Consider the following 21,029-nt stretch of genomic DNA (forward strand, 5'->3'; position numbering starts at 1 on the left):
ACCCGGAGCCAAACCCTTCAGCTCACGGCGCCCGCCTGCGACCGTCGATGCAATGACCGTCACCGACGCGACGGCACCGAGAGTCACCCACATCTGGGACACCCATCGATGGAGCATTCTGCGATGGTCGTCGCCGGTCGCACTGCTGGTGCTGTGGCAACTCCTGAGTGCCAGCGGGATCCTGCGCGCCGACGTATTACCCGCCCCGCAGCTGATCTTCGACGCCGGATGGCAGTTGATCCAGAACGGGAAGCTGTTCGATGCGCTCGAAGTGTCCACCCTGCGCGTCGCAGAGGGCCTGCTGCTCGGCGGTGTCGTGGGCGTCGCGCTGGGAGTGGCCGTCGGATTGTCGCCATGGGTCGAGGCCACCGTCGACCCACCACTGCAGATGTTGCGCGCCCTGCCGCACCTGGGACTGATCCCCCTGTTCATCCTCTGGTTCGGCATCGGCGAGTTGGCCAAGGTGAACCTGGTCGCGCTCGGGGTCGCATTTCCGCTGTACCTCAACACCTTCTCCGCGATTCGGCAGGTGGACCCGAAACTACTGGAAACAGCTGAAATTCTTGGCTTTTCGCTGTGGCAGCGACTGCGCATCATCCTGCTGCCGAGCGCAGCGCCACAGGTGCTGGTCGGCCTGCGGCAGTCACTGGCGATCGCGTGGATGACGTTGATCGTGGCCGAGCAGATCAACGCCGACAAGGGGATCGGCTTCCTGATCAACAACGCACGCGACTTCCTGCGCATCGACATCATCATCTTCTGCCTGGCGGTCTATGGACTGCTGGGCATCCTCACCGACGCGGGCGTCCGCGCGCTGGAACACCGAGCCTCGAGGTATCGCACATGACGGTCACATCCGAACGGCAGACCACCGTCGTTGGCAGGCTCAGCGACATCGATAAGTTCTACGGCGGCAAGCAGATTCTCGACGGCATCTCATTGGAAGTCCGCGCAGGCGAGATCGTCGCGCTCGTCGGTCGCAGCGGATGCGGCAAGTCGACGGTATTGCGGGTTCTCGCAGGGCTTTCCGACGACCACACCGGGCAGCGCGAGGTCACCGGCGCACCCGCGGTCGCGTTTCAGGAGCCACGGCTGTTTCCCTGGCGAGACGTGCTCACCAATGTGCGATACGGGCTCAACCGCATCCCGCTGTCTCAGGACGCGGCGCGCGATCGCAGCGAGCGGGCGCTGGCCGAGATCGGGCTCAGCGACCATGCCCGATCATGGCCGCTGACACTGTCCGGCGGTCAGGCACAACGGGTTTCGCTGGCCCGGGCACTGGTGGCCGAGCCTCAGCTGCTGTTACTCGACGAGCCGTTCGGCGCGCTGGACGCGCTCACGCGACTGTCGATGCGGGCGCTGCTGCTCGACCTGTGGCGCACGCATGGCTTCGGGGTCTTGCTCGTCACGCACGACGTGGACGAGGCCGTCGAATTGGCCGACCGGGTGCTGGTTCTCGAGCGCGGCCGGGTGGCCCACTCGTTGGTGATCGAGTCGCCGCGGCCGGCGGAGCGCACCGCCCGCCACGATGGGTATCGCGCCGAACTGTTGGACAAGCTTGGCGTTCGCCATTGAACGCCAAGTGGCGCATAGTCTTTCACATCAGCGTCGCGATGCTGCTCGTCACGGGCTGCGTGTCGCGGGAACTCGGGCCGCGGCCGATCGCGGTACCGCCGCCGGTGCCGACGGCGGAACTGTCCGGGCTGACCCTGCGCGTCGGGGATCAGAAGGGCGGCACCGAGGCGCTGCTGCGCGCCGCGGGCGCCCTCGACGGTCTGCCGTATCGCGTTGCCTTCTCGACGTTCACCTTCGGGCCGCCGCAGATCGAGGCGCTGAACGCCGGCCGAATCGACATCGCGGTCACGGGAAACACCCCGCCGATATTCGGCGCGGCGGCCAACTCGAAGACCCGGGTGGTCGCGGTGTGGGACGGCGCGGGAACGGGTGAGCAGATCCTGGTACGCACCGCGTCGCCGATCACGAACGTCGGGGCCCTTCGCGGCAAGACGGTCCTGGTGGCCAAGGGCAGCGCGGCGCACGGAGACCTGCTCGAGCATCTCGCCGACGCGGGTCTCAAACCGAAGGACGTCAAACTGATCTACCTGCAGCCGGCCGATGCGCTGTCGGCATTCGCGAATGGGCAGGGCGACGCGTGGGCGATCTGGGATCCCTATACGGCGCAAGCGAATCTGACGCTCAAGGTGCGCAGCATCGGCTCGGCCGCCAACGGTTACCAGTTCGCCAGCGCATCGGCGAAGGCGCTCAGTGACCCGCAACGCAACGCCGCGCTGGCCGATCTGTTGGTCCGCTTCGACCGGGCGGCGCAGTGGGCCCGCGACCATCCCGACCAGTGGGCCAGGAAGTATTCCGCCGCCGTGGGAATGAGCGTCCCGGTCGCCACGCTGGCCCAGAGCAGGCTGCGCCGGATGCCGGTGCCGCTGGACGACAAGGTGGTGACCGCCGAGCAGCGACTGGCCGAGGTGTTCGCGGCCGCGGACCAAATTCCGGAGGCGCCCGACTTCGTCAAATGGGTCGACCGTAGGTTCAACACTGTGCTGCGAGCGAGCGGCGCGAGCTGACGACCACGAGGAGACGACGATGACGGTCACGGTGACACTTGAACTGCGCTTCAAACCCGAAGAGGTCGCCGCCGGGCGCGAGCTGATGGGCCGGACGCTGGCCGTCACCCGGGCCTTCGAAGGCAACGTGAAGACCTACACGCTCATCGACGCCGATGACGAGGCGCACTGGCTGATCTACGAGATCTGGGAGAGCGTCGAGGCCGACGAGGCCTACCGCGCATTCCGCGCCGGTGAGGGCAAGGTGACGCAGCTTCCGCCGCTGCTGGCCGCTCCCCCGGTCAAGATCCGCTACAACGACAGCGACATCTAGGTCAGCGCCGGAATCACCTGGCGCTCAAAGAGTTCGACGCCGGAGCGGTCGTACGCGGCCTCGGGGAAGTAGCAGATCACGTACTCACATCCGAGATCGCGCAGCTTCTGCAACCGCTCGATCACCTGCTCGGGAGTGCCGGCCGCCGAGTCGGGCCCGCTGGTGTTGCCGACCATCGAGTCCGCCGCCGATTCGGGGACGTAGCCGGTCAGACGGTCGCGGACGCGCTCGATGCGGTCCTTGACGCCTTGCTCGGTCGGGTCGAGTATCGCGTTGACGTTGACCGACCGGACGATCGCGTCGAAATCGGTGCCTAAGTCGCGGCAGTGGCCGGCCAGCACCTCGGACTTGTGCGTGAAGCCCTCCGGTTCGCCGGTGAAGTTGGTGTATTGCGCGTACTTCGCCGCGATGCGCAGCGTCTTCTGCTCACCACCGCCGGCGATCCACAGCGGAATACCGTTGTCCTGCAACGGCTTGGGCTGCACGATTGCGCCATCGACCCGATAGTGCTTGCCGTCGAACGAGACCTTGCCGTCCCGCCAGGCATCGCGCATGATCTGCACACCCTCGTCGAGGCGACCCAGTCGCACTCCCGCCGACGGGAAGCCATAGCCGTACGCCCGCCACTCGTGCTCGTACCAGCCGCCGCCGATGCCCATCTGGACGCGGCCACCGGAGATGATGTCCGTCGTCGCAGCAACTTTGGCGAGATAGGCGGGATTGCGGTAGCTCATCGCGGTGCACATCTGGCCGAGCTTGATTCGCGATGTGGTCGCGGCGTAGGCCGACATCAGCGACCAAGCCTCGTGGGTGGCCTCGTCGGTGGGCATCGGCACGGTGTGGAAGTGGTCGTACACCCAGACCGAGTCCCAGGCGCTGCCGTCGGCGTAGGCGGCCAGGTCGCGCATCACCGCCCAATGCTTGTCGGCATCGATGCCGACCAGATCCAATCGCCAACCTTGCGGGATGAAGAATCCGAAGCGCATAGCCTGGAGCCTAGCGCGCGCCGTAGGCTGGCCCGATGGACCTCACCGGTATCGGTATCTGGAGCAGTCAACTTCGCTACGGCAACGCCGCCGAATCTGCGGACGCGGCAGCGGAATTGGACGAATTAGGTTTCCGGGCGCTGTGGATACCCGACGTGGGTGGCAATGTTTTCGACGCGGTGGGCAACCTGCTGGGCGCGACCAAGCAGACCACGATCGCCACCGGCATCCTGAACCTTTGGATGCATACGCCCGGTGACGTCGCGGCAAACTTCGCGTCGCTGACCGCTGAACACGGCGATCGCTTCCTGCTGGGCATCGGGGTCAGTCACGCACCGTTGATCGACGCCGGATCGCCCGGCCGGTACCGCAAGCCGCTGGCGGCAACCGAGTCGTTCCTCGACGAGTTGGACGCGACGCCGCAGCCGGTTCCGGTGGAGCGGCGGGCGCTGGCCGCCCTGGGTCCGAAGATGCTCGCATTGTCGGCACGCCGCAGCGCCGGCGCGCATCCCTACCTGGTCACCCCGGACCACACCGCGACCGCCCGCGCGACGCTCGGCGACGGCCCGCTGCTGCTGCCCGAGCAGACGGTGATCCTGACCGACAGCGCCGACGAAGCACGTGCCATCGGAACCGATTGGTTGCGTTCGTATTTGGCATTGCCCAACTACGCCAACAACTTGTTGCGTTCCGGCTTCTCGGAGGAGGACGTGAGCCAGGTGAGCGATCGACTGCTCAACGCGATCATCGCGTGGGGCGACGAGGACGCCATCCTGCGCAGGGTCTCCGAGCACCGCTCGGCGGGCGCCGACCATGTCTGCATCCAGGTACTGCTGAGCGACCCGAAGGCCTACCCGCGCGAGGAGTGGCGGCGCATCGCCGCGGCGCTGAAGTAACACCTGCGCCTCGCCGAGGCGGCACCCGATGTGTCCGCCTCACAGCGACAATCGCGAATGTGTCGCACCGGCGTGCGACGGTTCGGCGATGGAACTCCGAGGCATCGCATTGCGATACGTGCTCACCCAGAATCTCGCGGTCCACGGCCCGGCAACCATCACCCAACTTCTGGAAGCACTCGAGCACCATGGCTTTCGTGTCCGCGGCCGGCCGTCGAAAGTCGTGTCCGATGCGCTGCGTTGGGAGATCGAACACGGCCGGGTTCACCGCATCGGTCGCGGACGATACGGCCCGGGATACACGCCGCGCTCGACCGAATATCGCATCCATCAACGCGTCCTCTCACTGCGCGCGGCCGTTGTCGCTGAGAGGCGGGCACTTTGAGTGGTGCATCCGACGGGATACACGTGTGGCCCATATGAAACCAACGCGGCCTACATTGAAGCCATGGGTTTCAAGCGGACGCTATTTCGGCTTCTGTACCGCTTCGGGTTCACGCCGTGGGACGGCCACCCGATCGCGAAAAACCTGCAGGACCTGGTCGCGGACCTACCCGCGGGCAACTCGCTCGACCTCGGTTGCGGCACCGGAGACGCGTCCATCTACCTGGCGCAACACGGGTGGACGGCCACCGGCGTCGACTACGTCGACCAACCACTCGAAGCCGCTCGCGCCAAGGCCGCCGCGGCCAAAGCCAACGTCAACTTCGTCAAGGCCGACGTCACCAAGCTCAGCCGCGAAGGCATCGGCAGCAACTTCCAACTGATCGTCGACAACGGCTGCCTGCACAACTTGAGCGACGGCGATCGCGACCACTACGTCCGCGAGGTCAGCGCCGTCGCGGCCCCACAAGCGCGACTGCTCATCGTCGCGTTCCTCCCCGGCGGCCGCTTCGGTGTACGCGGCGCGCAGCCCACCGAGATGGAACGACGGTTCACGGACACCTGGACGCTGCTGTCCAGCGGCACCGAACGTCAACTTGACGAGGAGCAGACCCCGGCGAAGTTCTATCTCTACGAACGCAAAAGCCCCTGAAACCGTTGAGTCCCAGGGGCTTTCGCGGGTGGTGAGTTAGGTCAGCGATGCCGGCGGCAGGAAACGGTCGCCGTATTTAGCGGCCAGCTCCTTGGCCCGGGCGATGAAAGCATCCTTGCCACGGCCCAGCGGCCCCTCGTAGCCGACGATGAACTGCGCGCTGCCGCCGGTCCACGGCGGGAACCCGATGCCCATGATCGACCCGATGTTGGCGTCGGCGGTCGACGTCAACACGCCTTCGTCGAGGCACTTCTGGGTTTCCAGCGCCTCGGCGAACAGCATCCGGTCGATCATGTCCTGCAGCGGCGGCTGCGACGAGCCGGACTTGAACGTCTCACGCAGGCCCGGCCACAGGTTGGTCCGCTTGCCGTCGACGTACTCGTAGAAGCCGGCGCCGGACAGCCGGGACGGACGACCGAGCTCGATCATCTTCTCCACCACGGCTTCTGCCGGGTGCGGCTCGTACGTGCCACCGGCATCCTCGATGCCCTTACGCGAAGCGGTCGCGATCTTGTGCATCAGCTCGAGGTTGAGCTCGTCGGAGAGCTGCAGCGGCGGCGCCGGGTAGCCGGCCTGCGAACCGGCCTGCTCGATGCTGTAGGGCTCCACGCCCTCGCCGAGCATCGCCAGCGCCTCGTTGACGAAGGTGCCGATGACGCGGGAGGTGAAAAAGCCGCGGCTGTCGTTGACCACGATCGGGGTCTTGCCGATGGCCAGGGTGTAATCGAACACCCGGGCCAGCGCCTCGTCGGAAGTCTTTTCGCCCCTGATGATTTCGACCAGTGGCATCTTGTCGACCGGCGAGAAGAAGTGGATTCCGACGAAGTCCTCCTGGCGCTTCACGCCGGTCGCCAGACCGGTGATCGGCAGCGTCGAGGTGTTGGACCCGAGCAGCGCGTTGGGCTCGACGATGTCCTCGATCTCCTGGAATACCTTGTGCTTGAGGTCCTGGTTCTCGAAGACGGCCTCGACCACGAAGTCGACACCCTTGAGTGCCTCGGGGTCGGCGGCCGGGGTGATGCGGGCCAGCAACGCCTTAGACTTCTCCTCGGTGGTCTTGCCCCGCTCGAGCGCCTTGGCCTCGAGCTTTTCCGAGTAACCCTTGCCCTTCTCCGCGGCCTCGATGCTGACGTCCTTCAGCACGACCTCGTAACCGGCCTTGGCCGACACGTAGGCGATTCCGGCGCCCATCATGCCCGCGCCCAGCACACCGATCTTGTGGATCTTGACCTTTTCGATGCCGTCGGGGCGGGACCCGCCGCCGTTGATGGTCTGCAGGTCCATGAAGAACGCCTGGATCATGTTCTTGGCAACCTGACCGGTGACCAGCGACGTGAAGTAGCGGCTCTCGATCCGGCTGGCGGTGTCGAAGTCGACCTGCGCGCCCTCGACGGCCGCGGCCAGGATCGCCCGCGGCGCAGGCATGTTCGCGCCCTTGAGCTGCGAACGCAGCAGCGAAGGGAACGACGGCAGGATCGCCGCCAGCGCCGGCGACGACGGAGTGCCGCCCGGAATCTTGTGACCCTTGACGTCCCACGGCTGCGTGTGCGACTCGGGGTTCGCCTTGATCCACGCCTTGGCTTTGGGAACCAGTTCGTCGACGCTGCCGACCAACTCGTCGACCAGGCCGGCCTCCTTGGCCTTGGTCGGGTTAAACCGGGTGCCCTGGCTCAACACGTTCATGAACGCGTTCTGGATGCCGAACATGCGAACGGTGCGGGTGACACCGCCACCGCCGGGCAGCAGGCCCAGCGTCACCTCGGGCAGACCGACGACCAGACCCTTGACGTCTGCGGCGATGCGGTGGTGACACGCCAGCGCGATCTCCAGACCACCGCCGAGCGCGGCGCCGTTGATGGCGGCCACCACCGGCTTGCCCAGGGTCTCCAGCGCACGCAGGTCACGCTTGACGTTCTCGACGGTGTCGAACGCCTCGCCGGCGTCCTCCGGGCCGAGCTTGATCATGCCCTTGAGGTCACCACCGGCGAAGAAGGTCTTCTTTGCGCTGGCGATCACCACTCCGGTAATCGAATCCTTCTCCGCGACAAGCTTTTCCACCGCGTTATGCATCGACTCGGCGTAGTGCTCGTTCATCACGTTGGCCGACCCGGTGGGATCGTCCAGCGTCAGCGTGACGATGCCGTCGGCATCCTTGTCCCAGTGAATAGTGTTCTCTGCCATTGCCTTAACCCCTAAACCCGCTCGATGATGGTCGCGACGCCCATGCCACCGCCGACGCACAGTGTGATCACCGCACGACGCGCGTTGCGGCGCTCGAGCTCGTCCACCATGGTTCCGGTGATCATCGCGCCGGTGGCGCCAAGTGGGTGGCCCATTGCGATGGCGCCACCGTTGACGTTCAGCTTCTCGTCCGGGATGTGCAGGTCCTTCTGGAACTTCAGGACCACCGAGGCGAATGCCTCATTGAGTTCGAACAGGTCGATGTCGTCCACGGTCAGACCGGCGCGGTCCAGCGCCTTCTGGGTGGCCGGCGTCGGGCCGGTCAGCATGATCGTCGGGTCGGCGCCGGTGGTGGCGGTCGCGACGATGCGCGCCCGCGGGGTCAAGCCCTGTGACTTGCCGGCGGCCTCGGAGCCGACGAGCACCAGCGCGGCACCGTCGACGATGCCGGAGCTGTTGCCGCCGGTGTGCACGTGGTTGATCTTCTCGACCCAGTGGTAGCGCTGGCGGGCGACGTCGTCGAAGCCGGTCATCGCGGCCAACCCCTCGAAGGCGGGCTTGAGCTTGCCCAGGCCCTCGGCGGTGGTGTCGGGACGCATGTGCTCGTCGTGGTCGAGGATCGTCAAGCCGTTCTGATCCCGAACCGGGACGACGGATTTGGCGAAGTAACCGCCCGACCAGGCTTCTGCCGCCTTCGCCTGCGAGCGCAACGCGTAGGCGTCCACGTCGTCGCGGGTGAAGCCTTCGATCGTGGCGATCAGGTCGGCGCTGATGCCCTGCGGGACGATGTAGGCGTCGTAGCTGGTGACCGGGTCGGCCATCATCGCGCCACCGTCGGAGCCCATCGGCACGCGGCTCATCGACTCGACACCGCCGGCCAGCACCAGGTCGTCCCAACCGGAGCGCACCTTCTGCGCGGCGGTGTTCACTGCTTCCAGACCGGAGGCGCAGAACCGGTTGAGCTGGACGCCACCGACCGTGTCGGGCATACCTGCCGCGAGCACCACCGTGCGGGCGATGTCGCCGCCCTGGTCGCCCACCGGGGACACCACGCCCAGCACGATGTCGCTGATCAGGCTCTCGTCGAGATCGGGGTGGCGCCGACGCAGTTCGCCGACCAGACCAGTCACCAGGTCGAGCGGCTTGACCTCGGTCAGCGATCCATTCTTCTGCTTCCCGCGCGGCGTGCGGATGGCCTCGTAGATGAAGGCTTCTTCGGACATGACTGATTCCTCTTCACGATTGATTTTTCGATCCGTGCGACGGATCGGCCGAGGGCGACGCTAGTCCTCTGGACGCCACCCTAACAAAAGGCCCGGCCAACCTGTTGGTTGGGAGGTTCGCGGCTAGGCATATGGTCGGGCTCCTCACCGGGCCGCATGCGGCCCGCATCGTCGCTCTCCTAGGCTCGACAGCCATGACGGTGCAGGGACTCCAGCCGTACGCAACCACGGTGTTCGCCGAGATGTCCGCACTGGCGGCGCGCGTCGGCGCAGTCAACCTCGGCCAGGGTTTCCCCGACGAGGACGGGCCGCCGGCCATGCTCGCGCTCGCCCGGGACGCCATCGCCGACGGCATCAACCAGTACCCGCCGGGGATCGGCATCCCCGCACTGCGGGAGGCAGTCGCCGCGCAGCGCAAGCGTAAGTACGGCATCGACTACGACCCCGCGACCGAGGTGCTGATCACCGTCGGCGCCACCGAGGCGATCGCCGCCGCGGTGTTCGGACTGGTCGAACCCGGCTCCGAGGTGATCCTGATCCAGCCGTTCTACGACTCCTACTCCCCGGTGGTGGCGATGGCCGGCACCAAACGGGTCGTCGTGCCGATGGTGCCGGACGGGCGTCGTTTCGCACTCGACACCGACGCCCTACGCCACGCGGTGACGCCGCGGACCCGGGCGCTGATACTCAACTCCCCGCACAACCCCACCGGGACCGTGCTGAGCGCCGACGAATTGTCCGCGATCGCCGAGATCGCCGTCGCCGCCGACCTACTGGTCATCACCGACGAGGTCTACGAGCATCTCGTCTTTGACGGGCACCGGCACCTCCCCCTGGCCGGGTTGGACGGGATGGCCAAGCGCACAATCACCATCTCCAGCGCGGCGAAGATGTTCAACTGCACCGGCTGGAAGATCGGCTGGGCCTGCGGGCCGACCGAACTCATCCAGGGCGTGCGGGCCGCCAAGCAGTACCTGACCTATGTCGGCGGCGCCCCCTTCCAGCCGGCGGTGGCCGAAGCCCTCGATACCCAGGACGCCTGGGTGGACGAGCTTCGAAACTCGTTGCAGCACAGACGCGATCGCCTCAGCCGCGGACTGACGGAGATCGGCTTCGATGTGCTCGACAGCGCCGGCACCTACTTCCTCTGCGCCGATCCGCGCCCGCTCGGCTACGACGACAGCACCGCGTTCTGCGCGGCGCTACCCGAACAGGTCGGCGTGGCCGCAATACCGATGACGGCGTTCTGCGATCCCGGCGCCGACGACCGGGCTTCGTGGAATCACCTGGTGCGCTTCACGTTCTGCAAACGTGACGACACCCTGGACGAGGCCATCAGCCGACTGCGGCAGCTACGCGGTTAGGCCCTTCGCGGCGACGATCGCCGTCACTTTGCGGCGCAGACCCTCGGTCGCGGCATAGAGGATCTTCTTGCGCGCCCGGTTGACGAGGAACTCGGGAATGGGAGTCGACGGCTCGAGGGTGATCTCGAAGCGCACCCGCGTCCGGTCCTCGGTCTCGCGCTGCATCGTGTACTCGACGTGCTGCGCGTGCTGCTGCATGGTTTTCCGGGCGTCCCACACCACCCAGTCCGGGCCCCAGTGGTATTCGAGCACCTCGTTGTCGACGATGCCGGAGACGCGGATGCCGACCTTCACGTGATGCGGCCGGCCATCGGGGTAGCGATCGATGACCTCTGCCCGCTTGTGCACCGACGACCAGGTCGGCACCGAGCCAATGTCGGCCAGCACCCCCAGGATCACCTCCGGCGGCGCATCGATGACAACCTCTCGCGATGCTTGTACGGCCACTACGAGCAAACTAGCAACGCAACCTGCGGCGCGGCCTACTGTTGGCGAAATGCAGCAACTGAGTTGGACCGACGACATGTTGCTGCGGGCCGAGCGGCCGGCGACACCGCAACAGATCCAGCTGCTGCTGATCTACGACCCGTCGACCGCCCCGGGCGGCAAGGTCACCTTCAAAGGAATTCTCGAAGAACTCGACGCGCGCCTGCACCTCGCGGAGATCTTCCGTCGCCGCATCACCGAGACACCGGTCGGCCTCGATCGGGCGTACTGGGTGGACGACCCGAACTTCGACCTCGAGTACCACGTTCGGCACATCGGTCTGCCGCAGCCAGGCGACTGGCGACAGCTGTGCATCCAGGTCGCGCGACTGATGGGCCGGCAGATCGACCTGCGCCGGCCGCCCTGGGAGATCACCGTCATCGAGGGACTGAACGCCGTTCCGGGAGTGCCGAAAGGCTCGTTCGCGATGGCGCTGAAACTCCACCACTGCGCGGTCGACGGCATGGCGAGCGTGCAGATGATCGCGGCGTTGCACAACCTCGCCGCGGACAGCCCACGGCCCGCGCCGCCCGACCATCCGTGGCAGCCCGCGGAACTGCCCTCGACCGCAAACCTGTTGTCGCGCACGGCTATCAAGGCGATGACCTACCCGGTGCGGGCGAGCGCGGTGTTCGCCACACATGCACCCAAGGCGGTACTCGGACTGGCCGGCCTGCCCATCAAGCTGGTCAACAGCGTGTCCAAGATGACCGAGCTCAGCGCGCCTTCGCTGCCGCCGAAGACCCGGTTCAACCAAACCGTCTCGCCCCACCGGGTTTTCGAGGCCCGCTTCCACTCACTCGACGACTTCAAGCGGATCAAGGCGCGGGTGCCCGGCGCGACCGTCAACGACGTCGCGCTCGCCTACGTGGGCGGCGCGCTGCGGTGTTACCTGGACGGGCACGGCGAGCTTCCCGACGAATCACTGGTGGCGGCCTGCCCGATGACACTGCGGCAGGCCGACGACACGACCAGCCAGGGCAACGCGCTGTTCGGCCGGTTGCAGTCACTCGGCACCGACATCGCCGACCCGCTGGTGCGGCTCGCCACGATCACCGAGTCGACATCGGGCAGCCGGAACGGCCCGGACCGCTCGTCTCACAGCCAGCTGATCGACGTCATCGGGACGGTGCCGACCGCACTGCTGGGCATCGCAGCCAAGGCCGCCAGCGTGCTGCCGTTCTCCGGCCCGAATGTCGCCAACACGACCGTCACCAACGTCCCGGGCCCGCCCGTGCCGCTGTATTTCTGTGGGGCGCAACTACTACGGGCTGCCGGCCTCGGGCCGCTGATCGGCGGGATGAACCTCATCCATGTCGTCGCCAGCTACAACGGCACGTTGTCGATCAGCGCCACCGCCGACCGCGACTCGCTGCCCGACCCCGGCAACTACGCCGAGTGCATGCAGCACGCCTTCGATGAGTTGCTCTCCATCGCGCAGTGAGAGCGAGTGACGGGATTCGAACCCGTGTGTACGGCTTTGCAGGCCGCTGCCTAGCCGCTCAGCCACACCCGCATGAGGGACTACCGTGCCAGCAGCGCCGCCGGCGGGCCACGGTTTGACTCGGCGGGATCGCTATTGCGAGCGTTCCGATTCGACGACGGCCATCACCTGGTCGCGCAGGCCCTTGGTCGCCGCGTCGAGCACGATCTCGCTCGCCCGCCGAACCACGAAGGCGGGTACCGGTCCGGCGGGTTCGACGGTGATGTCGAAACGCACCCGCGTCCGGTCTTCCCCGACGGGATGGAGGTTGTACTCGACGTGTTGGCCGCGCTGCTGAAAAGTGTCGCTCGCGTCCCACACCACCCAGTTCGGACCCCAGTGGTATTCCAGGATCTCGTTGTCGACGAGCCCGAAGATCTTGATGGTGGCCTTGACGTGATGTGGCCGCCCGTCGGAATACCAGTCGATCACCTGAATCCGCTTGTGCACCGGCGACCATGAGGACAACGACCCGACGTCAGCCAACGCCTCCAGGATCACCCCCGGCGGCGCGTCGATGACGATCTCTCGCGATGCTCGTACGGCCACTAACGACCAAGCTAGCAATTTCGCAGCGGAATTGGGCCGATTACCAGTCGATTTCGTCGAGCGGAGTGGTCGATTGCGGAATCGGACCGACCTGCGCGGGAGGTGTCCGGGAGAACCGCGGCGCGGGTGCGGCCTGATCGGCACCGTGTGCGTTCACCAGCGTCGCGCGCGCATTCAGGTGCGGGTCGGCGGCGGCTTCGCTCCACGTCAGCACCGGGGTGACGCAAGCATCGGTGCCGTCGAAGATCGTCGACCACTCGTCGCGGGTCTTGGCGGCGAACCGCTCCGTGAAGACGTCGAACATCGTTGGGAATTCCCCGATTTCGAACTGACCCGGCACATCGTCGGCCGAGAGTCCCAGGCCGGCCAACAGCGCGGCGAAGAACTGCGGCTCGATCGCGCCGACCGCCATGTATCCGCCATCGGAGGTTTCGTAGCAGCGATAGAACGGGGCGCCGCCGTCGAGCAGAAACGACTCACGTTCGTCGCGCATCGCGCCGGTCGACTTCATCGTCCACATCATCTGCGCCAGCACGCTGACGCCGTCGACCATCGCCGCGTCGATTACCTGCCCCTTGTCGGACCGCTCCCGCTCGTAGAGCGCGGAGACGATGCCGAGCAGCACGAACATCGAGCCGCCGCCGAAGTCGGCCACCAGATTCAGCGGCGGCATCGGCGGCCGGTCGCGGTAGCCGAGCGCCGACAGCGCGCCGGTCTGCGACAGGTAGTTGATGTCGTGTCCGGCGGTGCTGGCCCGCGGCCCGTCCTGGCCCCAGCCGGTGATGCGCGCGAAGATCAGCCGCGGGTTGACCGCCGCGCAATCGTCCGGGCCGATACCGAGACGCTCGCAGGTGCCCGGCCGGAAGCAGTCCAGCAGCACGTCGGCCTTGGCCGCGAGATCCAGCAATTTCTGCGGGTCGGCCTTGACGTCGAGGTCCACGATCCGCTTGCCGCGGTGCAACAGGTCGACATTCTCGGCGGGCAGGACCAGCCCGCCGGGGCGGCGCACCCGCACCACGTCGGCGCCCAGATCCGCGAGCACCATCGCCGCGTGTGGGCCCGGTCCGATGCCGCCGAGTTCGATCACTCGTACCCCATCGAGGGGTCCACGGGTGGTCACGGTCGCTACTGTCCCTTCTTCACCTTCAGCACCTGGTCGCGCAACCCTTTGGTACCGGTGTCGACGGTTCCTTTGATGGCCCGCTTGATGACAAAGCCGGGCAACGGGACAACGGGATCGACACTGATCTCGAAGACGACCTTGGTCTTGTCGCCGTTCGGGGTCAACGTGTACGACGCGTCCTGCGAGCGTTGCTGGCCGGAGCTGACCAGCGTCCAGCTGACCTTGTCTTCGGCCCACGTGTAGGCAACCACCTGTTCGTCGGTGATGCCTGCGGCCTTCACCTTCATCTTCACCTTCAGCGGCCGCCCGTTCTTGTCCTTCTCCAGAACCTCGGCGCTCTGATGCGGCGGCGACCAGCTGGTGACCGAGTCCATGTCGCCGATCACGTCGAGGATCTCCTCGGGAGACGCCTCGATCACGATTTCGCGGGTTTCTTTGATTGCCATGAGCGGACGATAGCGAGACGGCGCCGCGCTGAGGGCGATTTCGCACGCAGACGCGTAGCGTCGATGCGGTGAACGCTGCTGCTTCGTACACCGTCGGCGACTACCTGCTCGACCGGCTCGCAGAGCTAGGGGTCACCGAGGTGTTCGGTGTGCCCGGCGACTACAACCTTGAATTCCTGGATCACATCGTCGCGCATCCACAGCTGCGCTGGGTCGGCAACGCCAACGAGCTCAATGCCGGATACGCGGCCGACGGATACGGCCGCCTGCGCGGAATGTCAGCCGTGGTAACCACATTCGGAGTCGGCGAGCTGTCAGCGGCCAATGCGATCGCGGGTAGCTACGCCGAACATGTCCCGGTGGTACACATCGTCGGCGGACCGTCGAAGGACGCCCAGGGCACCCGCCGCGCCCTGCACCACTCGCTGGGCGACGGCGACTTCGAGCACTTCTTGCGGGTGAGCCGCGAGTTCACTTGTGCGCAAGCCAATCTCATGCCTGCCACTGCGACTCGGGAAATCGACCGGGTGCTCTGCGAGGTCCGCGAGCAGCGGCGGCCGGGTTATCTGCTGCTGTCCACCGACGTGGCCCGCTTCGAGACCGAGCCGCCGGGCGCGCCGCTGCCGCACTACACCGGCGGTACCAGCCCGCGGTCACTGGCGTTATTCACCGAGGCCGCAAGCCAACTCATCGGCGACCACCAGCTGACCGTGCTGGCCGACCTGCTGGTCCATCGGTTGAATGCCGTCGACAAGCTCGAGGCACTACTGGCTGCCGACGTCGTGCCACACGCCACGCTGATGTGGGGCAAGAGCCTCGTCGATGAGAGCGCTCCGGAATTCCTCGGCATCTACGCGGGATCCGCGAGCGCAGAGCCCGTGCGGCGGGCGATCGAGGAGGCCCCGGCGCTCGTCACCGCAGGCGTGGTGTTCACCGACATGGTCAGTGGATTTTTCAGTCAGCGCGTCGATCCGGCCCGGACCATCGACGTGGGGCCACAGCAGAGCACCGTCGGCAACGAAGTGTTCGCGCCACTGGAAATGGGGGCGGCGCTCGACGCGCTGACCGCGATCCTCACCGAACGCGGCGTTCGATCCCCCGCTGTGACGACAGCCGCCGAGGACGCCCCGGTGCAGCCGCCGAACCGGGACGAGTCGTTGACCCAGAAAGTGTTGTGGGACAGGTTCTGTGACGCACTGACGCCCGGCAACATCGTGCTCGCCGATCAGGGCACCTCGTTCTACGGGATGGCCACCCACCGGCTCCCGCAGGGCGTGACGTTTATTGGCCAACCACTTTGGGGCTCAATCGGCTACACGCTGCCCGCCACGCTCGGCGCAGGCCTGGCGGAGCGTGATCGGCGCCCGGTGCTGCTGATCGGTGACGGCGCCGCGCAGCTGACGGTGCAGGAGCTGGGCGCGTTTTCCCGCGAGGGCCTGTCCCCGGTCGTCGTCGTGGTGAACAACGACGGCTACACCATCGAACGGATGATCCACGGAAACACCGCGCCCTACAACGACATTGTGCGATGGAGCTGGGCTGACATTCCGACCGCGCTCGGCGTCACCGACCACCTGACGTTCCGGGCCGAGACGTATGGCGAACTCGACGACGCGTTCGTCGCGGCCGCCGAGCACCGGAATCGATTCGTGCTCATCGAGGCGGTGGTCGGTCGCCTCGACATTCCTGATTTGCTCACCGATCTCGTCTCCGACCTCGGCTGATCAGACCCCGTGCTCCGCACCGGGCATGGCGAGCAGTTTGCGTAGGGTCCGGCGACATCGCCCGCAATCGGCTCCCGCTCCGCACGCCGCGGCGATCTGATTCGTCGTCGATGCCCCGCCGGCAATGACGTCGGCCACCACCTGGCTGGTGATCCCGTTACACAGGCAGACGAACACCGGCGGGCCCGCCTACTCGTCGATCCGCATCATGTCGCAGAACGTGCCGACGAATACCGGCGGATAGGCACCCACACCGGCGCCGTCGATCCACGGGGCCGCGGTGTCGGGGTGCTCGATCCAGCGCCGCGCGCGGTCCTCGTCGTCGAGTTCCTGCAGGATCATCACTTCGTGACTGTCGTCAAAAGCCTGGAACAGGCGGGTCTCCCGGATACCGGCTGACTCGAATCTGGCTTGCGCATCGCGGATTTCGTGGGTCAGCACCGGAACGCTGTCGACCGACGAGATCGCCGCGACCACGACGCCCGGCGCGGAGTTCGCGGACCGCGCCCCCGATCCGTACCGTTCGACGATCTCCCCGGCGAACACGGCGGGAATGTCGTCGACGCCGACGGCGTCGAACCACTCGAAGAAGACGCGCGAGCGCAGCAGTTCGACGATCGGCTCCCGACTGCGCACGCCGATGGTCACCAGCACGCGACCGGGATCGTGGGTCGAGGCATACAGCAGAACATGATGGGCGCCGATGTCGGCGAGTGCCGATCTGCGGCGGGTGAGCAACGGCCATACCTGTTCCGGGTCGGCCACCCGATAGTCGGACGCGATCACCAGCGAATGCGAATGCGCGTCGCCATTGCTCACCGGAGCTGGTCCTTCATCACCTTCCCGGTGGCGTTCAGAGGTAGTTCGCCGAGGAACTCGACGTAGCGCGGCGCCTTGAACCCGGCCATCCGGTCCCGGCACCATCCGATCAGATCGTCTTCTGACACAGGTCTTTTCAGCACCACAAAGGCCTTCCCTACCTGGCCGAGCCGCTCGTCGGGCACCCCAATCACGGCGACCTGGGCAACCGCCGGGTGCTCCAGCATGAAGCCTTCGATCTCGGCCGGGTACGCATTGAACCCACCAACGATGAACATGTCCTTTTTACGCCCGTCGATCCTCAACCGGCCGGACTTGTCGAAATTGCCGAGATCGCCGGTGTGCAGCCAGCCGTCGTCGTCGATGGCGAGCGCGGTCGCCTCCGGGTCGTCCAGGTACCCCTGCATGACGCCGTAGCCCCGCACCAACACCTCGCCGTCCTCGGCGATGCGCACGTCGACGTCCTCGCAGGGCAGGCCGGCGGTGGTGGCCACCTCTTCGAACGAGTCCCCGGGACGCGACAGCGTTACGTTGCCGGCCTCGGTGAGCCCGTAACCGGTCATCAACGTCTGGAACGGCAGTTCGTCGTGGATGCGGCGGACCAGTTCCACCGGTATGTCGGCGGCGCCGGTGACGCCGGCACGCAGCGACGACAGCTTGGCTTTGTCCGGGATCGTCAGTAACGAGTGGTAGAGCGTCGGAGGCCCGGGAAGCATCGAAATGCGTTCACGCTCAATCAGATCGATTACCGTGTCGACGTCGAACACCGGCAGTGGGAGCATGGTCGCGCCGCGCAGGAACGAGGCGATCAGGCCCGCTTTGAGGCCGAACGTGTGGAAGTACGGGTTGATCATCAGGTAGCGGTCGCCCTCGCGCAGATCGGCGAGCGTCGCCCACTCCTCGTACATCCGCAACGTCTGCCGATGGTTCATCATCGCGCCCTTGGGGCGGCCGGTTGTGCCTGAGGTGAAGATGATGTCGGCGATGTCGCCGCCGTTCACCGGGCATTCGAAAGGTGCACCGCTGGACAAGAAGTCAGACTTCAGGTCGATCACCGGAACGCCCGCCGGGGCCGTGAAGTCCTGGTCGAGGAAGCCCTTCTGCACCAGGACGGCCTTCGCACGACTGCGGACGATGATGTCCCCGGCCTCGTCGGGCTTGAACCGGGTGTTGACCGGCACCAGCACGCCGCCGGCGGTGAGCACGCCGAACGCGGCGACGATCCAGTCGGCCGAGTTGGGCGCCCAGACGGCTACTCGCTCGCCCTTACCGATGCCGAGGTCGCGGAAAGCGCCTGCGGCGCAGCGAATCCGATGGACCAGGTCGCGGAAGGTCAAGCGCAGCGGACCGTCGACAACCGCTTCCGCGTCGCCGAACCGGTCCGCCGCGCTGACGACCATCTCGGGGATGGTCTGCCACATTTAAGTGTCAGACCGTGACAAGCCGACCGAGGTTGCCGCCCATGATCTTTGCCTGGTCTTCCGGCTTCAGGTGGGAGAGCGCTTCGATGTAGAAGGTCGGCTCCGCCAGCCCCTCCGGGTGCGGCCAGTCCGATCCGTACAGCACCTGGTCCACACCGACGAGCTTGACCAGGTCGTCGATACCGTCCTCGAAGAACGGGCTTACGTGGATCCGGTTCTTGACCATCTCGACCGGGTCGCTCGGGAATGCCTCAGGGGCCTTCCGGAAGACCTCGGCCAGACCGTCGAGCAGCGGGGTCATCCACTTCGAGCCGGCCTCGACGATGGCGACCTTCAGCTTCGGGTGCCGGTACAGCGCGCCGTGAATCACCCACGAGCCGACCGAGTCCTGAATCGGCCGCCACTCGTTAAGGATGCCCATCGCATTGGTCTGGAACGGCAGCATCTCCTGGTCGGCACCGTCCCACTCCGAGGTGTACCGGGAGTAGCCGCTGTCGCTGGAGTGCATGCCGACCAGCACGTCGTGCTCGACGACACGCTCCCAGAACGGGTCGAACTCGGGCACCGCGAATGACCGTGGGCCCCGGAAACCCGGCACGGGTGCCGGGCGAACCAGGATGGCGCGGGCACCGCGCTTGACCGCCCACTCCAGTTCCTCGATGGCCTTCTCGACGATCGGCAGGGTGATGACCGGCGTGGTGAAGATCCGGTTCTGGTAGTTGAAGCCCCAGACCTCGTCCAACCACTCGTTCAGCGCGTGGACCAGCACGTGGATGGCCAGCGGGTCGTCACGCAGCCGCTCCTCCAGCAGGCTGGCCAGGGTCGGGAACATCAGCGTCTTGTCCAGGCCCAGCTCGTTCATCGTCTCCAGGCGCGGGCCGGGCTCAAAGAACGCCGGAATCGCGCGCATCGGCTCACCGAACAGCTCGCGCTTGCTCTTGCCGTCCGGGTTGCCGTACTTGAAGTACTCCTCCCACGCGCCCGGCCGGGCGACGACCTCGAAGGTCGGGTTGGGGATGTAGTTGCTGATCTGGCCGCGAATGGCGATTTTGGTGCGCCCGTTGATCTGCACGTACTGGACGTAGTCCTTGTACTCCTTGGGCAGGAACTTGGTCAGCGCCTCCGGCGGCTCGTAGAGATGGTTGTCTGCGTCGAAAATCGGAAACGGCACGTCCACCTTGTGCGACAACTGCCCCATGAAATCCTCCTTCACAATTTGTGAGAATGATATTCTCACGCGGAGCTTATGGCAATGCCTCCACCCCCCGTTTGCGTGCCGGCGTAGAGGTCACGCAGCAGTGCAATCTCCGCGCCGTGGTGTATCGCTTCGCGGTGAATGTGCAGGATGAGGGTCGCCATCGGCTTGTCCGCATACGGCCCCTCGGCGGGCCCGCACGGCCTCGCCAATTCGTCGGCGTCCAGCGCGGCGACCCCGGCCGTCCAGCGCGCATAGCCGGCATCGAGTTGAGCGAGCCCCTCCGCAGCGGTCGCCGCGTACCGGAATGAGCCGTAATCCATCGCCGGGCCGCCGAAGTACGATGCGGCGCGCATTCCGAATACGCCCACGATGATGTGGCCGAGCCGCCAGGCGATCGTCGTCACCGGTGGGGGTTCGGGCTGGGGGAAGGCGAAGTCGATCACCGTCTCGCCCCCGCCCGCGGCGCCCTCGCTGCGCTGCTGCCCGCGCGCGCGAACACCCCAACAGCCCGGCACGGGTTCCCAGTGATATTCGGCGTCGGACAGGGACTCGAACCGCGGCCGCAGCGCGGTCTCCCAGTGAAAGCGAAGCTGGTCGACAAGCTCGGTGGTCCAGTCCATGCCGTCACGCTACGACGGACCGCTGACAGCCTTTTGTCGAATCGGCTCAGGCCTCCGACCTGCAGAGGTTAGGGTCTGAGGAAAGGGAGCGGTGATGCTATTCTCCGCTCAGGAGAATGCCAATATCGCACTGTGCTCCAGTGCGGCCGGAGGTGCGCATGACAACCATCGGTAGAGCCGCGCTGGGGGTCGCCTTGGCAGCCGTGGTGGGGACCGGAACCGCCGCGCCGTCGCGGGCCGACGACCCGCCGATGCACCAGGTTCGCTACGTGATCACGGCGGCCAGCCCGATCTGGGCCGACATCTACTACCTGGACCAGCAGCCCCAGAAGTACTCCGACTACAGCCACAACCCGTACCAGTACACCCCCAACGTCCAGGCCGACATCGCGCCCGGCCATCCGTGGACGTCGCCACCGGTGATGCTGACCGACCCCAACAACTACGCGATGGTCGTGGTCAGCACGGGCACCGAGCCTGGCACGCCGATGTTCCATTGCGCGCTGGTCGTCGACGGAGCGGTGGTCGTATCCAACGACGGCCCCAAAGGCACGCTCTGTTCGCTGCGCACCTGGTGAGTGG

At 66.4% G+C, this 21,029-nt stretch carries 23 protein-coding genes and 1 tRNA gene; 11 read left to right on the plus strand and 13 right to left on the minus strand.

What is annotated here, in order from left to right; translation table 11 throughout:
• The first annotated feature begins 52 nt into the window (after positions 1-52).
• The 4 genes from PT015_RS13720 to PT015_RS13735 are packed head-to-tail and all read left to right on the plus strand — an operon-like array spanning position 53 to position 2,892.
• Entirely contained in the window at positions 53-847 is a 795-nt protein-coding gene (locus tag PT015_RS13720) for an ABC transporter permease (protein ID WP_285185167.1), read from the plus strand.
• On the plus strand, positions 844-1,575 hold the full coding sequence (locus PT015_RS13725; protein ID WP_285185168.1) for an ABC transporter ATP-binding protein: 732 nt from the start codon (positions 844-846) through the stop codon (positions 1,573-1,575). The genes PT015_RS13720 and PT015_RS13725 overlap by 4 nt, the downstream gene beginning before the upstream one ends.
• A 38-nt stretch (positions 1,576-1,613) precedes the next feature.
• The gene (locus tag PT015_RS13730; RefSeq protein WP_285191105.1) at positions 1,614-2,579 is read left to right on the plus strand and encodes an ABC transporter substrate-binding protein; all 966 of its coding nucleotides are present in this window, start codon (positions 1,614-1,616) and stop codon (positions 2,577-2,579) included.
• A 19-nt stretch (positions 2,580-2,598) separates the two neighbouring features.
• Positions 2,599-2,892, plus strand: coding sequence for a putative quinol monooxygenase (locus PT015_RS13735; protein ID WP_285185169.1), 294 nt, complete (start codon positions 2,599-2,601; stop codon positions 2,890-2,892).
• On the opposite strand, the gene PT015_RS13740 is transcribed toward PT015_RS13735, so the two are convergent.
• Positions 2,889-3,878: an LLM class F420-dependent oxidoreductase gene (locus tag PT015_RS13740; protein ID WP_285185170.1), complete on the minus strand. Its 990-nt coding sequence runs from the start codon at positions 3,876-3,878 to the stop codon at positions 2,889-2,891. The genes PT015_RS13735 and PT015_RS13740 overlap by 4 nt on opposite strands.
• A 35-nt stretch (positions 3,879-3,913) precedes the next feature.
• Between PT015_RS13740 and PT015_RS13745 the strand changes: the two genes are divergently transcribed.
• The 3 genes from PT015_RS13745 to PT015_RS13755 all read left to right on the plus strand — a co-directional run bounded on the left by PT015_RS13745 (position 3,914) and on the right by PT015_RS13755 (position 5,810).
• Positions 3,914-4,774, plus strand: coding sequence for an LLM class F420-dependent oxidoreductase (locus PT015_RS13745; RefSeq protein ID WP_285185171.1), 861 nt, complete (start codon positions 3,914-3,916; stop codon positions 4,772-4,774).
• A gap of 88 nt (positions 4,775-4,862) precedes the next feature.
• On the plus strand, positions 4,863-5,159 hold the full coding sequence (locus tag PT015_RS13750) for a hypothetical protein (RefSeq protein WP_285185172.1): 297 nt from the start codon (positions 4,863-4,865) through the stop codon (positions 5,157-5,159).
• 63 nt (positions 5,160-5,222) lie between these two features.
• Positions 5,223-5,810 (plus strand): class I SAM-dependent methyltransferase, encoded by a 588-nt coding sequence (locus tag PT015_RS13755; RefSeq protein WP_285185174.1) that lies wholly within the window; start codon positions 5,223-5,225, stop codon positions 5,808-5,810.
• Positions 5,811-5,846: 36 nt separating this feature from the next.
• Here the strand turns inward: PT015_RS13755 and PT015_RS13760 are convergent, their stop codons facing one another.
• Positions 5,847-7,991: a 3-hydroxyacyl-CoA dehydrogenase NAD-binding domain-containing protein gene (locus PT015_RS13760; RefSeq protein ID WP_285185175.1), complete on the minus strand. Its 2,145-nt coding sequence runs from the start codon at positions 7,989-7,991 to the stop codon at positions 5,847-5,849.
• A gap of 11 nt (positions 7,992-8,002) precedes the next feature.
• Positions 8,003-9,214 (minus strand): acetyl-CoA C-acetyltransferase, encoded by a 1,212-nt coding sequence (locus PT015_RS13765; RefSeq protein WP_285185176.1) that lies wholly within the window; start codon positions 9,212-9,214, stop codon positions 8,003-8,005.
• A 194-nt stretch (positions 9,215-9,408) separates the two neighbouring features.
• Between PT015_RS13765 and PT015_RS13770 the strand changes: the two genes are divergently transcribed.
• Positions 9,409-10,578 (plus strand): pyridoxal phosphate-dependent aminotransferase, encoded by a 1,170-nt coding sequence (locus PT015_RS13770; RefSeq protein ID WP_285185177.1) that lies wholly within the window; start codon positions 9,409-9,411, stop codon positions 10,576-10,578.
• On the opposite strand, the gene PT015_RS13775 is transcribed toward PT015_RS13770, so the two are convergent.
• Positions 10,567-11,025, minus strand: coding sequence for an SRPBCC family protein (locus PT015_RS13775; RefSeq protein ID WP_285185179.1), 459 nt, complete (start codon positions 11,023-11,025; stop codon positions 10,567-10,569). The two genes, PT015_RS13770 and PT015_RS13775, sit on opposite strands and share 12 nt — an antisense overlap.
• A gap of 49 nt (positions 11,026-11,074) precedes the next feature.
• On the opposite strand from PT015_RS13775, the gene PT015_RS13780 reads away from it, so the two are divergent.
• Entirely contained in the window at positions 11,075-12,508 is a 1,434-nt protein-coding gene (locus tag PT015_RS13780; RefSeq protein WP_285185180.1) for a WS/DGAT/MGAT family O-acyltransferase, read from the plus strand.
• 1 nt (position 12,509) lies between these two features.
• On the opposite strand, the gene PT015_RS13785 is transcribed toward PT015_RS13780, so the two are convergent.
• The 4 genes from PT015_RS13785 to PT015_RS13800 all read right to left on the minus strand — a co-directional run bounded on the left by PT015_RS13785 (position 12,510) and on the right by PT015_RS13800 (position 14,665).
• Positions 12,510-12,580: transfer RNA gene (locus tag PT015_RS13785), tRNA-Cys, on the minus strand.
• A 60-nt stretch (positions 12,581-12,640) separates the two neighbouring features.
• Entirely contained in the window at positions 12,641-13,096 is a 456-nt protein-coding gene (locus PT015_RS13790) for an SRPBCC family protein (protein WP_285185181.1), read from the minus strand.
• 40 nt (positions 13,097-13,136) lie between these two features.
• Positions 13,137-14,216 carry a CaiB/BaiF CoA transferase family protein gene (locus tag PT015_RS13795; RefSeq protein WP_285185183.1) on the minus strand — a complete coding sequence of 360 codons (1,080 nt, stop codon included), beginning with the start codon at positions 14,214-14,216 and terminating at the stop codon, positions 13,137-13,139.
• Between the two features lie 5 nt (positions 14,217-14,221).
• Entirely contained in the window at positions 14,222-14,665 is a 444-nt protein-coding gene (locus PT015_RS13800; RefSeq protein WP_285185184.1) for an SRPBCC family protein, read from the minus strand.
• A 68-nt stretch (positions 14,666-14,733) separates the two neighbouring features.
• On the opposite strand from PT015_RS13800, the gene PT015_RS13805 reads away from it, so the two are divergent.
• On the plus strand, positions 14,734-16,389 hold the full coding sequence (locus PT015_RS13805; protein ID WP_285185185.1) for an alpha-keto acid decarboxylase family protein: 1,656 nt from the start codon (positions 14,734-14,736) through the stop codon (positions 16,387-16,389).
• Here PT015_RS13805 and PT015_RS13810 read toward each other — a convergent pair whose 3' ends face one another.
• The 5 genes from PT015_RS13810 to PT015_RS13830 are packed head-to-tail and all read right to left on the minus strand — an operon-like array spanning position 16,390 to position 20,447.
• Complete coding sequence (locus tag PT015_RS13810; protein ID WP_285185187.1) at positions 16,390-16,566, minus strand: (2Fe-2S)-binding protein; 177 nt, start codon at positions 16,564-16,566, stop codon at positions 16,390-16,392.
• A gap of 12 nt (positions 16,567-16,578) precedes the next feature.
• Positions 16,579-17,208, minus strand: a complete 630-nt coding sequence (locus PT015_RS13815) for a fatty-acid--CoA ligase (RefSeq protein WP_285185188.1) — start codon at positions 17,206-17,208, stop codon at positions 16,579-16,581.
• The gene (locus PT015_RS13820; RefSeq protein ID WP_285185189.1) at positions 17,205-18,629 is read right to left on the minus strand and encodes a FadD3 family acyl-CoA ligase; all 1,425 of its coding nucleotides are present in this window, start codon (positions 18,627-18,629) and stop codon (positions 17,205-17,207) included. Before PT015_RS13820 ends, PT015_RS13815 begins: the two co-directional genes overlap by 4 nt.
• A 7-nt stretch (positions 18,630-18,636) precedes the next feature.
• Positions 18,637-19,827 (minus strand): amidohydrolase family protein, encoded by a 1,191-nt coding sequence (locus tag PT015_RS13825; RefSeq protein WP_285185190.1) that lies wholly within the window; start codon positions 19,825-19,827, stop codon positions 18,637-18,639.
• A 35-nt stretch (positions 19,828-19,862) separates the two neighbouring features.
• Entirely contained in the window at positions 19,863-20,447 is a 585-nt protein-coding gene (locus PT015_RS13830; protein WP_285185191.1) for a DinB family protein, read from the minus strand.
• Positions 20,448-20,605: 158 nt separating this feature from the next.
• On the opposite strand from PT015_RS13830, the gene PT015_RS13835 reads away from it, so the two are divergent.
• Positions 20,606-21,025, plus strand: coding sequence for a hypothetical protein (locus PT015_RS13835; protein ID WP_390887811.1), 420 nt, complete (start codon positions 20,606-20,608; stop codon positions 21,023-21,025).
• Positions 21,026-21,029: the final 4 nt, after the last annotated feature.

It is taken from the genome of Candidatus Mycobacterium wuenschmannii, assembly GCF_030252325.1.
In the GTDB taxonomy this organism is placed as follows: Bacteria; Actinomycetota; Actinomycetes; order Mycobacteriales; family Mycobacteriaceae; genus Mycobacterium; species Mycobacterium wuenschmannii.